The sequence below is a fragment of the Acidovorax sp. GW823-FHT05D11 genome, assembly GCF_058795695.1.
In genome coordinates, this window is record NZ_CM179502.1 from 883,114 (window position 1) to 897,327 (window position 14,214).

A 14,214-nucleotide genomic window follows, 5' to 3' on the forward strand; every position below is an offset into this window, starting at 1 on the left:
TGGAGTTGTAAAAAAGATGAGTAAATGTTTTGGTGGTTACCGCAGTGTTCTGGGCGCGTCCTTGTTGTTGCTGGCGGGTATTTGGGGTGTACCGGCCGGGGCCGCTGACTTGGTCAAGTTCGCGGATGGTGAAGTCATCACCTCGTCAGATCTGTCGCAGTACCTGGACCGCCGAGTGGATCTGCGGGCTAGCGTCCGCAACAAATGGGGCGTGGAGAAAGTCCTCCGTGAGATGGCGATTGCGCGTGCCCTCACACAGGAGGGTACGCGCATGGGCGAACCGCGTCCGTCCGGTAAGGAGTCTGAGCGCTTTGACGATGCTTATGCCTTTGCCATTTTCAAAAAGCTGGCTCCGGCTTGCAGTCCGCCGGCAGATAGCGCAGCTGCGCGAAAATTCTACGACGAGAATCCCAAGGCATTCCTCGTGCCCCCCATGGCACGTGTGAGCCGGGTGATGTTGCCAGCGGGGGAAACGATCGAGTCGCAGGACGCAATGGCGTGGCTGATGGCGCAGGCGCAGGCCATTGCAGCGGGGGGCAAGACTTTCGACGACCTCGTCAAGAAGGCCGACACCCTTTACCGCCTAGATCCCCAAGGTGACGTCGGCTGGGTGGCGCTTGTGAATGAAAACACTATTTTGCGCACGCTGGCATCGGCCAAGGCGGGAGACATGGTGGGGCCCGTGCGAGAAGGGGACTTTGTGTACTTTTTCTCAATGGTCGAGAAGCGCGAGGGGCGTCAGCTTGCCTGGGACGAGGTGGCCGTTTCGGTTCCTGCGCGGGCGGTAAGCTATTGCCGCCAGGTCGGCACACAGAAGCTCGAAGCTGATCTGCTTGCCAAGTACGGCGTGGTCATGGATCCCGCGGCTATCAACAGCTTGTTTGACAAGCCAAAGTCCAAATAGAGCTGTCGAAGCGGTGTGTTGGCTCGGTTACAAGTGGCCTTGCCTCGCAAGAGGTGAACAGTACAATACTAGGTTGCCTGGAACGGAGCGCTTTGCCATGCCAAACGTTCTGCAGCCTTCGGGCTAGTCAAGCCTTCCCTTTGAGCGACTGCAACAGCAGCCCTATTGAATGACCGATGTCCGCGCTTCCGTATTAATCCCTGTCAAAAACGGCGGCCTCCTGCTCGGTGAAGTGCTGGACACCATTCTGAAGCAGCAAACCCCTTGGCCTTTTGAAGTCATTGTGGTGGATTCGGGGTCCAGGGACGGATCTGTGGAACTGGTCCGGGGACGCGGCGTGCGGTGCGAAGTCATCCCACCAGAAGAGTTCGGTCATGGCCGCACGCGGAATTTTCTTGCGTCTCTGGCCAAGGGGGAATTCCTAGTTTTTCTGACCCAGGACGCCAAACCTGCGAGTGCGCATTGGCTGCGTCATATGGTGGAGGCATGCAGCACAGAAGAGTCCGTGGCTGGGGCGTTTGGCCCCCACAGAGCACATCCCCATGCTAGGCATGTCACGCACTGCGAACTGAGCCTGCACTTCGCGGGATTTGGGGACAAACTCTCGGTGGTTCGCCTGGAGGACAAGAACCGTTTTGCGGTCGATCCGGGCTACCGCCAGTGGCTGCATTTTTTCTCCAGCAACAATTCTTGTATCCGCCGGTCGGTGTGGGAGCGGCTTCCGCTGCCGGACGTGGCTTTTGCAGAGGACCAGACCTGGGCCTTGCGAGCGATCGAGGCGGGCTACGGCAAGGCCTACGCGCCTGAGGCCATGGTGTACCACTCGCACGACTTTGGTGTCTGGGAGACACTGCAGCGCAATTTTGACGAAGCGCGCTCCTTCAACCTCTATTTTGGCTACCGCATTCAGGACAGCCTGGTGCAGGCCTTGAAGTCCGGCGTGCACCTTGCAAAGCGTGATCTGGGCTGGCTGCGCAGCGGCGGGTTGCGCGGCTGGCGGCTCTTCAAGAACGCGGGCTACATGAGCCTCGTGGAAATGGCGCGGGTCGCAGGGCAGTACCTGGGCACCCGGCACGACCGCTTGCCGGCATGGCTATTGCGCTCGGTGTCGCGCGATGAGCAATTGCAGCGCGCGGGGGCGGCCTGACCATGGCGTTGAACCTGTCAAAGAAGCTCTGGCGCGTGAAGGAGATGGCGCGCAAGGAAGGGGTGTTCGCCGCCTTGCGGGCCGTGGTGCGCCGCCTGCGCCAGGGGCCTGGGCGGTATGTCGATGTCTTTCGGCACTACGGCTTTGCGTTGCCCTATGTCCTGCCGGCCCAGCCGGGCGAGCCCGCAAAGGGGTCGCTGCTGTGGTTCATCCCGGACTTCAATCTCGGCTCCGGCGGTCATCTGAATATTTTCCGCACCATCTGGCATCTGGAGCAGATGGGGTACACGTCCAGCATCGTGATCGGTGCGCCCGTCATGCACCAGGATGCGCAAGAGGCCCGCGATGCCATTCGCGAGCATTTCTTTCCCCTGCAGGCGCAGGTGCTTCTGGGGCTGGAGAACTTGCCGCCATGCGAATTTGCGGTTGCCACAGGCTGGGACACGGCGTACGCGGTCCGCGCATTCACCGGTGCCACGCACAAGCTGTATTTTGTGCAGGATTACGAGCCGCATTTCTACCCGGTGGGGTCGGAGTCGGTGCTGGCGCAGAATACCTACCACTTCGGTTTCTTCGGCATCACGGCAGGGGGCTGGCTGGCCACCAAGCTGGCGCAGGAGTATGGGATGGTCACACATCCTGTGGGGTTCGGCGTGGAACTGGAGCGCTACCGGCGCCTGCCGCGCAGGGAGCCCGAGATACGCCGGGTTTTCTTCTATGCGCGCCCGCCCACGCCCCGGCGGGCATTTGAAATTGGCCTGCTGGTGCTGAATGCCGTGTGGGAGCGCATGCCCGACACGCAGTTCGTGCTCGCAGGCTGGGACACCGCCGGCTACCATATTCCGTTCCCCCACCTTGCCTGCGGCACCGTGGCGCTGGATGACTTGCCCGATCTGTACAGCCAGTGCGACGTGGCGCTGGTGCTCTCGCTGACGAATGCCTCGTTGCTGCCCCTGGAGCTGATGGCCTCCGGCTGCGCCGTGGTGTCCAACCGGGGCCCCAATGTGGAATGGCTGCTCAACGACGACGTAGCCATGCTCGCCGATTCTTCTCCGGAGGGCTTGACCAATGCGGTTTGCGCGCTGCTGCAGGACGATGCGCGGCGCCATGCCCTGAGCGAGCGCGCCGAAGTGTTTGCCCGGGCGCAGACCTGGGACATGGTGGCGAAGGACTTCGAGTCGGCCCTGTTGCATGCCCGGGCCCAGAATCCGCGGGGCGAATCCTGATGCGTTGCGCGATTCTCGGAGGGGCGGGTTTCCTGGGGCGCCACATTGGCCGGGCCATGGCGGCCGAAGGAGCACATGTGTGGTCGGTCGACCGCGCATTGCCCGCGCCGGGCAGCGCCCCCTGGTTGGCTGGCGCAGTGCAGGCGGACTGTTTTGACTTGCCCTCCTGGTGGGATGCGGTGGGAGGGGCGGACGTCATCGTTCACCTTGCTTCCTCCACGGTGCCAGCCACGGCCAGTCAAGATCCGATCCAGGACGTGCAGACCAATCTGGTGGGCACCTTGCGCCTGCTGCAGGCGCTGCGTCAGAAGGCTGCACGTCCCAGGTTGCTGTTCGCATCCTCGGGAGGCGCCGTCTATGGCCGGCCGCAGTCGGTACCTCTGGCAGAGACACACCCCACCATGCCCATGGGCGCCTATGGGGCCACCAAGCTGGCGATCGAGCACCATTTGCGCATCGAGGAGGCGCAACACGGCCTGCCGTGCCGGATACTGCGTTTGAGCAATCCGTATGGGGAATGGCAACAGCCCCACGGCGTCCAGGGGGTGATCGCTGTTTTTGCGCACCGCGCGCTCAAGGCCCTGCCTGTGGATGTATGGGGGGATGGTTCCGTGGTGCGCGACTTTGTCTATGCCGCCGATGTGGGGCGGGCTTTCGTGGCCGCCTCGCGCCATGAGGGGGAGACCCGGGTCTTCAACATTGGTGGCGGCGCGGGGCACAGTGTCAATGACATCGTGCGCACGCTGGAACAATTGATCGGGCACCCTGTGGAACGGCGTGTATTTCCGGCACGCCCGTTTGATCCGCCCGTCAATGTGCTGGACATTCAGCGCGCCCAGGAAGAACTGCACTGGAAGCCGGCCATGGCTTTCGATGAAGGGGTGTCCAAGTCGGTCGAATGGCTCCGGACGGTGGCATGACGCGTCCTGTATCTTCTTCGTCCGCCGTGTCTTCGGCCGCGCCACGCAATCCGCGCCAGTTGTGGGTGTTGTGGCGGTACTGGATGATGCGTGAGTTCAAGACCCGCTATGCGGGCTCGGTACTGGGCTTTGCGTGGGCGTTCGTCCAACCCCTTGCCACCCTGGCCATCTTCTACGTCCTGTTTGGTCTGGTTCTTGCCGTGCGCGTTCCGGGACTGGACGTGGGCAATGGCTACCTGCTGCACTTGCTCGCCGGGCTGGCCGTTTGGCTCCCCTTCACCGATGCGATTGGACGGGGCGTGGGAAGCCTGGCCGCCTATGAGGATTTTCTGCGCAAGCAGCCCATGCCGGCCGAAATCCTGCCTGCGGTATCGGTGGGCGGGAGCCTGCTGGTTCTCGGGATCGGCTATGGGTTGCTGCTGGTGCTGTCCGTGGCGCAGGGCGTGGGGCCCTACGCATCGATGGCGTGGCTGCCTGTGCTGGTGCTGGCACAGATTGCTTTGACCTTTGGCCTTACCCTGTTGTTGAGCATGGCCCACTTTCTCTGGCGTGATGTGGGTTCGATGGTGGCTTTCGCGTTGCAGCTTTGGTTCTATGTGACGCCCATTGTTTACCCGCTGTCCCAGGTGCCCGAGAAGTTCCATGGCTGGTTCCTCTTCAATCCCTTGGCGTGCCTGGTGCTGATGGTGCAAAGCACGGTGCTGCACATGCCTGTCCCGCCGGGAACTCCGGTGGCCCTGGCCGTCTGGGTCGTGCTGCTGGCGGGGGGCGGATGGTGGTTTTTCCGTTCCATGAAGTCGGCATTGGGCGAGGCCTTGTAACGCCATGACCATACGCTTTGAGGGCATAGAAAAAACCTACATGGTGTACGGCCGCCCCCAGGACAGGCTGTGGGAGTGGGTGACCCGCAGGCAGCGCCACCGCGTGCACGTGGCGCTGACCGGGGTGGACTTTGAAGTCCAGGCAGGAGAAACGTTTGGGCTGATCGGTGAAAACGGCGCGGGCAAGAGCACCTTGCTGAAGATTGCCGCCGGCACCATTCGGCCTACCCATGGCCAGGTGTCGCAGGAAGGCCGTGTTGCCGCGCTGCTGGAACTGGGTGCCGGATTCCACCCGGAGGAGTCAGGCTACGACAATATCCGCTTCATGGCCGCACTGCATGGCCTGGAAGGCGGTGCCATGGAGGATTTCATCGTCCGGGCCACCGCATTCTCCGAGTTGACCAGGGAGACGCTCGAACGGCCGGTGAAGACCTACTCTTCAGGCATGTTCATGCGGCTGGCATTTGCCGCAGCGACGGCCATCGATCCCGACGTGTTGATCGTGGACGAGGCCTTGTCGGTGGGGGATCTGCATTTTCAGAAGAAGAGCCTGAACCGCATCCTGGAGCTGCGCGAGCGTGGCGCCACCGTGCTTTTCTGTTCCCACAACCTGTACCAGGTGCGCAGCCTGTGCCAGCGGGCGGCGTGGATTCACGGTGGCCGCATACAGGCCATCGGTGCCACCGAGGGTGTAGTGACTGCCTATGAAGCCCACGAGCGGCGCCGGTACGCCCATTTGCGGACGGATGCAGTGGCCGATGCTCCCCCGAATGCCGCGTCTCCCGCGACCGCGGCGGGAATCACCACGGCCCCGCTTGTCAAAATCACACACCTGATTACGGAAACAAGCGATGGCACCAATCCGGCGCAAGTCGACTCGTTCCAGGACCTGACGGTAGAAATACAGGTCGAATCCTACTGCGATGCCAAATTTCACATAGGCTTCTCCATAGTCCGGCCGGACAAGGACAACGTGTTTGGAACCAGCACGCAGTTTCACAATCCTCCGCGCCCTCTGTGCGGAGCAGGAACGCATCGGCTGCGTGTCCGATTTCCTCGTCTGCCCTTGCTCTCTGGCGAGTATCTCTGGAATGTCTACACCTTGGACGATACGGGCCTTCAGGTGTTGGACATGGCCGAGCTGATTCAGCCGTTCACGGTGTTGAATCAGAAGAATCGCGAAGTGGGTCTTGTGTGGCTGGATCACGAATGGCTGCCGAGCGAATGATCAATGAGTGGCGCCTGCGGTTTGCGTTCCCTGCTCTGAGCAGAATGCCCACCACCCTTCCGTGGCACCTTGCCTCGGTCATCGGGCGCGACCCTTCTTCGGCACGTCGTCTGACAGAGCAATTTCTAGTGGCGCGTTTTGAGCAGGTATTCCCTGAATCCACGGCGGTGGCTCATCGTCAGTGGGCGCGTGCGCATTTGGCGATGCTGGCTCAGGAAATCATGGATGCGTCCGCGCTGCACCGTTTGGGACAGCCCAATGGTCCTGCCATTGAGGTCACAGGATGGGAGCATGTGGATGCCCTGATTAGAAGAAAGCAAGGCTTTGTTCTGGTATTGAATCATTTCGACCGTTTGCTGACATCGGCAGTCGCATTGGCTCTGAGAGGGCTGTCGCTGAACACGCTGACAATGCCGATTCTCGAAAATCCTGGTCTGGGAGTTGTCCAGCGTGACTTTCTGATTCGGAAGGTGCGTTCATTCACGCAGATCGCCCGGGGCCAGTGGCGGACCTCCACCGAGGGAATGCGCCCGGTGTATGAGAGCTTGAGGGCGGGGCAGGCGTGGGGAATTCTTGCGGATGCATGGGCTCCAGGGTTCACCCGATTGCGCAGCCACCCTTTCCTCGGAGGACAGTTGCACCTGCCTACAGGGATCGAGCGCCTTGCGGAAGCAGCCAAGGTCCCTTTGTTGCACGCGGTGACATATTCGGAGCGACCTGATCGGCTTCGGGTGGTGGTGGAGACTTTGCCAGAGAATCCACGCCAGGCCATTGATGCGGTGATTCAACGGTTGGAGCAGGATGTACGGGAGCGTCCATGGGCTTGGTGGCACTGGGGGCAGTGGGAGCAGATGTGGACACCGTCCGCATCGGAGGCAACGCATGACCAATATTGAGCGATACGACTACGCATTCGACCCGGACGGCAAGGAGTGGGCGGCCCGGTTGCTGCGCCGTATTCCGTCCGACGGAGGCTCGGTGCTGGAGCTGGGGCCCGGGCCCGGCGCCATGACCCGCGTCCTGCTGGCGCGGGGCCATCGCGTCACGGTGGTTGAAAACGACCCCGAGGCACTGGAGGTGCTCAAGACGCTGGGCGTGGAGGTCATTCCCGGAAATCTGGATGGCACGGACTGGCTGGATGCGATCGCGGGCAGGCGGTTTGATGCGGTGATGGCCTGCGATGTGCTGGAGCACCTCAGAAAACCGGAGGACGTGCTGCAGCGGTTGAGCGAATTTGTGGCCCCCATGGGCCGCCTGCTGATCTCCGTCCCGAACATTGCCTATGCCGGGGTGCTGGCGGCGATGCGCAATGGCATCTTCGACTACTCGGACAAGGGCCAGCTGGACAGGACCCATGTCCGGTTCTTTACCAAGCGCAGCATTGAAAAAGTACTGCTGGACTGCGGGTGGGCTCCCCGGATCTGGGAGGCCAACAGGGTGCCTGTCGAATGCAGCGAATTCGCCTGGTACTGGAGCGCCCTACCCGGCGAGCAGCGCCAGGCCTTGCTGGCGGGGTGGCAGGATTTCGATGTGTACCAGTGGATGGTGGTGGTCACGCCCTCCATCGACGCTTCCGCCTGGGAGTTGGCCGAGGCACGTGGCACAGCGGACAGGCTGCGCGACGAGTTGCAGGCCCTCACGGTGGTGCACCAGCGTGAGCGTGCATCGTTGCTGGAGCACCAGAAAGCCTTTTCGGAAGCCAAGGAAATCATCGCGAAGATGCAGCTGGAGATCAAGGATCTGCGCGCTGACATGGAGCTGCTGCGGACGGAAAAGACCGCGGTGGAGGCCGAACTCTCCGCGCTGCAAGCGCAGCCCCAGCCCGAACCTCCTCCTCCGGCAGGCCCATGGCTGCGGCTGCAGCGCAGACTCCTGGGCCGCGCGGACGGCGCGTGACGGATTGCGGAACGGACATGTTGCTCGGGGTTCCTGATTTCACGGCATCGCATGACGGCGTGGACAGCATCGGTGCGGATTGCCGGATCGATCCGTCCGTTTCCGTCATGCGGTTTGGGCAGCGCCCTGGCGTGCTGTGCCTGTCGGACGGGGTCAGCATCTACGCGCAGACAAGGCTGGTGCTGGGGGATGTGGTCGCGGACCCTTGCGTGGGAATCCGCATCGGCGCCCGCACCATTGTCAACGTGGGCGGCTATCTGTCTGGCGAAGGGGGCCTGGAGATTGGCGAGGACGTTTTGATCGGCCCCCACGTCAAGTTGCTGTCGGCCGGCCACGCCATAGACGAAGGGGATGCGGTCATCGCGCGCAACCGCATCACCCGCGCAAAGATCGTCGTCGAGGACGGCGCCTGGATAGGGGCTGGAGCCATCGTGCTCGAGGGGGTTACCATCGGGCGCGGCGCGGTGGTGGCTGCCGGTGCGCTTGTGCGGCAGGATGTTCCCGCGGGGATGGTGGCGGCGGGAATGCCCGCTCGGCTGCTGCGCTCGCGCCGTGGCGATGCATGGCCGGCGGCACAGGCCCCCGTGCCATCCCCCTGGTTTGAACGGGTCGGGGTCCGGCTGAAGAGCTTCTTGTACCAGGGACGCGGTGCCAAATGACAAGCAAGAGTGAATTTCGCAGAAGCTCCGACGGGCGCGGATGGGGATCGAACATGGTGGAAAGCCTGCGCAGGGCGGCGCTCACAGTGATCTTCCTGATGGGGCTCCCTGCCTCTTCCTGGGCCGACCAGGTGTGGGAGTTCGTGGACAAGGATGGAGTGACACACATTGGCAACGTGGCGCCGGGGGCGGCCGCGTCGCGGGGGCTGGTCTGGCTCCAACGTGTGCCTCCTGCCTCCGTGATGAGGAGCAAGGAGCGCGGCACCTCCGCACTGCAGTTTCCTGGCTACGACGATGTCAAGCAGCACCTGGAGGCGGCGGCGGAGGCGCAGTCGCTGGATCCGGCATTCGTGATCGCCGTTGCCGCTGCGGAATCGGCCTTCAATGTGAAGGCCGTTTCGCGCAAGGGCGCCCTGGGCCTGATGCAGGTGATGCCCGCGACGGCCGAGCGCTATGGGGTCGCGGCCCGTCCGCCTTCAGAGGGAGAACATGCCGCCATGGAGCCCAAGGTGAATGCGCAGATCGGCACCCGTTACCTGGCGGACCTGCTGCGCATGTTCGATGGCGACAAGGAGCTGGCACTGGCGGCCTACAACGCCGGGGAAGGAGCCGTGATCAAGCACGGCCGCCGGATTCCGCCGTATCCCGAAACACAGCAATACGTGGAAAAGGTGATGCGCTTTTACCGCGGCATGGCGCGGTAGTGGCCCTGGACCCTGCAGCGTGGGCTTTTTCGTGAACCGTCTGCGCCGGCGCTGGCCTGGGTTGACCCTGTGTCCAGGCAGCCGAGGCGCCACTGCCGACTTCCTGCGGCGGGCGGCCGTATTTCACGCAAACGGCGCGGGGATGCCGTCGCGGGCAGCGCCAGCTAGCGCTTTCTTACAGGCATCCGCGCAGAGTACGGGTACCATCGGCCGCTCATGATCTGGTTATCTGTGGTGGCATTCATCGTTGCAGCGTTGGCGGCAGGGTTCATCGTGCGGTGGATGCGCAGCCACGCTTCCGTGTATGGCAGCGCCATGCCACAGCGTTTTCACCTCGGGGATATTCCCCGCCTGGGCGGAGGGGCGCTGCTGTTGGGTATCGGGTGCAGCTGGAGCCTGGGCATGCTGCAGTCGTCCCATTGGGGAGATCCTGGTTCCCTCAGGTTGGGGGCATGGGTCGGCGGCTGGCTGGTGGTCATGCTGCCGGCTGCTCTGGGGGGGATCGCGGAGGACATGACCCAGCGCCTGTCCGTCCGGTATCGGTTAAGCCTGACGGGCGCATCCGGTGCCCTGGCGGTGGTCTTGCTGGACCTGTCCCTGCCCCGCATGGGGTGGCCCTGGCTGGACTCCGTGCTGGCCGCTGCCCCGTGGCTGGGCATCGCCATCGTTGTCCTTGCCGTTGCGGGGCTGCCCCACGCGTTCAACATCATCGACGGCTACAACGGCCTGGCGGGCATGGTCGCACTGATCGTGTGCCTGGCCTTGGCGCACGTGGCATTGCAGGTGGGGGATCGCGCCCTGGCGGCGCTGCTGGTGTCCACCGCCGCCGCCACCGGGGGATTCCTGGTGTGGAACTACCCACGGGGAATGCTGTTTGCCGGAGATGGCGGGGCGTATATCTGGGGCGTGGTCATCGCCCTGGCCAGCATTTCGCTGGTGCAGCGCAACGCCGACGTGTCACCGTGGTTCCCCATGCTTTTGCTGATCTACCCTGTCTGGGAAACGATCTTCTCGATCTATCGCAAGACGGTGCGGGGCGTGTCACCCGGCGTGGCCGATGCACTGCATTTTCACCAGCTCATCTACCGGCGCATCGTGCGGGGCGTTTTCCACGACGACGAATCCCGCAGGGTGCTGATGCGCAACAACCGCACGTCGCCCTACCTCTGGGGCTTCACCTTGCTCACGGTGGTGCCGGCGGTGCTGTTCTGGAGCAATACCCCGCTGCTGATGGCGTTTTGCGGCTTGTTCGTCATCAGCTATGTGATGGCATACCTTGCCATCGTGCGGTTCAAGGTGCCGCACTGGCTGCGCCACTGAGGGCTGTTGCGCAGGCCACCCCAGGGTGCCGCGCGAATGCGGCACAATTTGCGCCTCACCGTTTTCTCTGGATGGCCCGCCTCCATGACCGACCTTCTTTCGATTGCTCCGCGCGACAAGGCTGAAATCCTGGCCCAGGCGCTGCCCTACATCCGCAAGTTCCATGGCAAGACCATGGTCATCAAATACGGTGGCAACGCCATGACGGACCCCGCGCTGCAGGCCGACTTTGCCGAAGACGTGGTGCTGCTCAAGCTCGTGGGGATGAACCCCGTGGTGGTCCACGGCGGCGGCCCGCAGATCGAGACGGCCCTGAACCGCCTGGGCAAGAAGGGCGAGTTCATCCAGGGCATGCGCGTGACGGACGCCGAGACCATGGAAGTGGTCGAGTGGGTGCTGGCCGGCGAGGTGCAGCAGGACATCGTGGGCCTGATCAACCAGGCCGGCGGCAAGGCCGTGGGGCTCACGGGCCGCGACGGCGGCATGATCCGCGCGCAGAAGCTCAAGATGGTGGACAACAAGAACCCGAGCATCGAGCACGACGTGGGCCAGGTGGGGGACATCGTGGCCATCGACCCGAGCGTGGTCAAGGCGCTGCAGGACGATGCCTTCATCCCCGTCATCAGCCCCATCGGCTTCGGCGAAAACAACGAGAGCTACAACATCAACGCCGACGTGGTGGCCAGCAAGCTGGCCACGGTGCTGCAAGCTGAAAAACTCATGCTCCTGACCAACACGCCCGGCGTGCTGGACAAGGCGGGCAACCTGCTCACCGACCTCACGGCCCGCGAGATCGACGCGTTGTTCGCCGATGGCACCATCTCCGGCGGCATGCTGCCCAAGATCGCGGGCGCGCTCGATGCCGCCAAGGCCGGCGTGCACGCCGTGCACATCATCGATGGCCGTGTGCCGCATGCCATGCTGCTCGAAATCCTGACCGACCAGGCCTACGGGACCATGATCCGCTCGCATTGACCCTTTTTCGTAGCCTGCTATGCGCCTGCTGTTGGTTGAAGACGATGTCATGGTGGCCAGCGGCATCAAGTTGGGCCTGACCGACGCCGGATACGCCGTGGATTGGGTCGGCAGCGGGGAGCGCGCCGAAGAGGTGCTGCGCACGGAGTCTTTCGACGCGGCCATCATCGACATCGGCCTGCCCGCCATGGATGGGCTGGAGCTCACCCGCCGCCTGCGCCGTCCCGACATGATCAGCCCCGCCATGCCCGTGCTGATCCTGACCGCGCGCGATGCCCTGCATGACCGCGTGCAGGGGCTGGACCTGGGGGCGGACGACTACATGGTCAAGCCCTTCGAGCTGCCCGAGCTGCTGGCCCGCCTGCGGGCCCTGCTGCGCCGCTCGCAGGCCGCCACGACGGCGGTGCTCAGCTTCGGGCCGCTGGAGCTGGACACGGCAGGCCGCCGCGCGAGCATCCGCACCGGCGAAGGGGAGCAGGTGATCGAACTGGGTCCCCGTGAATGGACCGTGCTCGAATACCTGCTCATCAACGCCCCCAAGCCTGCGAGCAAGGACAAGCTCCTGCAGGCCCTGACGGGGTGGGACAAGGAGATCACGCCCAATGCGGTGGAGGTCTACGTCTCGCGCCTGCGCGGCAAGCTCGAGCCGCATGGCGTGGCGCTGCGCTCGATCCGCGGGTTCGGCTACCGGCTGGAACTCCAGGCCGCCTGAGCGGAATCGGTCTGGCTCAGCGCCCGCGCCGGTGAAGACCCACCATGACGATGCCGGACCGGGCCCCTCCTTCCCAGCGGCTTGGCCTGCGCGCCATGACCTCCGACCTGCGCAACCGGCTGCTGCTTTTGCTGGTGCTGCCCTTGTGCCTGCTCGCGCTCGCGGGCGTGTGGCTGGACTACCGCTCGGCCGATGAGGCCGCCGGACGGCATGACCAGCGCCTGCTGCGGCTGCTTCCGGCGCTGGCCGATTCGGTGCTGGCACCCGCGATCCGTGACAACGAGCCGCCCCTGCTGCTGCTGGCGCCGCCGGTCGAGGACTTCCTGCGCCAGAACGCCGGGTTTGCCGGGTACAGCGTGCGCGACGCCTCGGGCCGCCTGCTGCTGGGGGACGACTGGGTGCACAGCGCCGTGCCGACCACGCAGGCCCCCGAATTCCACAGCGTCGAATTTGGCGGCGTGACCTACCGGGTGGCCGTGCAGCGCGGCCGCACGGGGGCCGGCGAGCTGGTGGTGGCGCTGGCCGACGGGTCGGACCCGCGCCAGCAATGGGCGCAGCAGCTTCTGCTGCGCGTGCTGCTGCCCAACCTGGTGCTCGTGGCCGCCGCCGCGCTGGCCATCCACTGGGCCGTGGGGCGTGCGTTCAAGCCGCTGGTGGATCTGGCCGAAGCGGTGGAGCACCGCTCGCCGCGCGATCTCAGCCCCATCGACGAGGCCTCGTCGCCCGCCGAGGTGCGCCCGCTCGTGCATTCGCTCAACCGGCTGTTCGCGTTGGTCAATGCGCAGGCGGAAGGGCAGCGCCGCTTCGTGGCCGACGCGGCGCACCAGCTGCGCACCCCGCTGGCGGGCCTGCAGGCGCAGGTCGAGGCCTGGGCGATGATGGCCAAGGCCGCCGGCCCGCGGGTACCGCTGCCGGATTTTGATCGACAAATGCCGCTGGCGCAGGATGGTCAAGCGAAAGGCGCTATTGTTTTAGGAGTTGATCAGATCGAGAAGCTGCGCAATGCCACGCGCCGGACCTCGCAGCTCGCGCACCAGCTGCTGGCCCTGTCGCGCGCCGACGCGCGCAGCCTGGATGCGCAGCCGCCGCAGCGCGTGGACCTGAAGGACCTGTGCGAGGCGCTGCTCGAGACCTTTCTCGATCCGGCCACCGGCAAGGGGCTGGACCTGGGGCTCGACGTGCAGCCCGTGCATGTCACCGGCCATGGCTGGCTGCTGCGCGAACTGCTGTCCAACCTGGTGGACAACGCCATCAAGTACACGCCGGCGGGGGGCATTGTCACCATCCGCTGCGGCATGCGCCAGGGGCGCACCGGGCCACCCCGCGTGTACCTGGAGGTCGAGGACGACGGCCCGGGCGTGCCCGAGGCGGAGCGCGCCCGCGTCATGCAGCGCTTTTACCGCGTGCCTGGCACGGTGGGGGAGGGCACGGGCCTGGGGCTGGCCATCGCCGACGAGATCGCGCGCGTGCACCGCGCCTCCCTGACGCTCGGGACGGGCCCCCAAGGGCACGGGCTGCTGGTGGCTGTGGTGTTTCCGCTGTAGATCCGCCCCCGCGCGCTCCTTGCGCGTGTCCGTGTGCGGGCCGGGCAAAAGCCTGTGCGAGAATCATTTCCATACATGATTTACGCCTGCCGCTGGCCCGTGCATGCCCATCCGGCATGTGAACCGGGCGCCGGGTGCCACTGGCCGCATGGCCCTAC

At 64.5% G+C, this 14,214-nt stretch carries 14 protein-coding genes; all 14 read left to right on the forward strand.

The window, feature by feature from the left end; genetic code table 11:
- The first annotated feature begins 16 nt into the window (after positions 1 to 16).
- Complete coding sequence (locus tag AC3RCE_RS04080; protein ID WP_492254581.1) at positions 17 to 904, forward strand: peptidyl-prolyl cis-trans isomerase; 888 nt, start codon at positions 17 to 19, stop codon at positions 902 to 904.
- 169 nt (positions 905 to 1,073) lie between these two features.
- The gene (locus AC3RCE_RS04085; protein ID WP_492254582.1) at positions 1,074 to 2,051 is read left to right on the forward strand and encodes a glycosyltransferase family 2 protein; all 978 of its coding nucleotides are present in this window, start codon (positions 1,074 to 1,076) and stop codon (positions 2,049 to 2,051) included.
- Positions 2,052 to 2,053: 2 nt separating this feature from the next.
- Positions 2,054 to 3,277, forward strand: a complete 1,224-nt coding sequence (locus tag AC3RCE_RS04090) for a glycosyltransferase family 4 protein (RefSeq protein WP_492254583.1) — start codon at positions 2,054 to 2,056, stop codon at positions 3,275 to 3,277.
- 56 nt (positions 3,278 to 3,333) lie between these two features.
- Positions 3,334 to 4,197, forward strand: coding sequence for an NAD-dependent epimerase/dehydratase family protein (locus tag AC3RCE_RS04095; RefSeq protein ID WP_492254584.1), 864 nt, complete (start codon positions 3,334 to 3,336; stop codon positions 4,195 to 4,197).
- Positions 4,194 to 5,018 carry an ABC transporter permease gene (locus AC3RCE_RS04100; protein ID WP_492254585.1) on the forward strand — a complete coding sequence of 275 codons (825 nt, stop codon included), beginning with the start codon at positions 4,194 to 4,196 and terminating at the stop codon, positions 5,016 to 5,018. The genes AC3RCE_RS04095 and AC3RCE_RS04100 overlap by 4 nt, the downstream gene beginning before the upstream one ends.
- A gap of 4 nt (positions 5,019 to 5,022) precedes the next feature.
- A complete protein-coding gene (locus tag AC3RCE_RS04105; RefSeq protein ID WP_492254586.1) occupies positions 5,023 to 6,246 on the forward strand; it encodes an ABC transporter ATP-binding protein in 1,224 nt (407 codons plus the stop codon).
- A gap of 44 nt (positions 6,247 to 6,290) precedes the next feature.
- A complete protein-coding gene (locus AC3RCE_RS04110; protein ID WP_492254587.1) occupies positions 6,291 to 7,142 on the forward strand; it encodes a lysophospholipid acyltransferase family protein in 852 nt (283 codons plus the stop codon).
- On the forward strand, positions 7,129 to 8,142 hold the full coding sequence (locus tag AC3RCE_RS04115) for a class I SAM-dependent methyltransferase (RefSeq protein WP_492254588.1): 1,014 nt from the start codon (positions 7,129 to 7,131) through the stop codon (positions 8,140 to 8,142). Before AC3RCE_RS04110 ends, AC3RCE_RS04115 begins: the two co-directional genes overlap by 14 nt.
- Before the next feature lie 17 nt (positions 8,143 to 8,159).
- On the forward strand, positions 8,160 to 8,801 hold the full coding sequence (locus AC3RCE_RS04120; RefSeq protein ID WP_218293201.1) for an acyltransferase: 642 nt from the start codon (positions 8,160 to 8,162) through the stop codon (positions 8,799 to 8,801).
- Positions 8,802 to 8,854: 53 nt separating this feature from the next.
- Positions 8,855 to 9,505: a lytic transglycosylase domain-containing protein gene (locus AC3RCE_RS04125; RefSeq protein ID WP_255591263.1), complete on the forward strand. Its 651-nt coding sequence runs from the start codon at positions 8,855 to 8,857 to the stop codon at positions 9,503 to 9,505.
- A 216-nt stretch (positions 9,506 to 9,721) separates the two neighbouring features.
- Positions 9,722 to 10,825, forward strand: coding sequence for an MraY family glycosyltransferase (locus AC3RCE_RS04130; RefSeq protein ID WP_218293203.1), 1,104 nt, complete (start codon positions 9,722 to 9,724; stop codon positions 10,823 to 10,825).
- Positions 10,826 to 10,909: 84 nt separating this feature from the next.
- The gene (gene argB, locus AC3RCE_RS04135) at positions 10,910 to 11,800 is read left to right on the forward strand and encodes an acetylglutamate kinase (RefSeq protein ID WP_218293204.1); all 891 of its coding nucleotides are present in this window, start codon (positions 10,910 to 10,912) and stop codon (positions 11,798 to 11,800) included.
- A 19-nt stretch (positions 11,801 to 11,819) separates the two neighbouring features.
- A complete protein-coding gene (locus AC3RCE_RS04140) occupies positions 11,820 to 12,512 on the forward strand; it encodes a response regulator transcription factor (RefSeq protein ID WP_218293205.1) in 693 nt (230 codons plus the stop codon).
- A gap of 95 nt (positions 12,513 to 12,607) precedes the next feature.
- Complete coding sequence (locus tag AC3RCE_RS04145) at positions 12,608 to 14,056, forward strand: sensor histidine kinase (protein ID WP_492255354.1); 1,449 nt, start codon at positions 12,608 to 12,610, stop codon at positions 14,054 to 14,056.
- Positions 14,057 to 14,214: the final 158 nt, after the last annotated feature.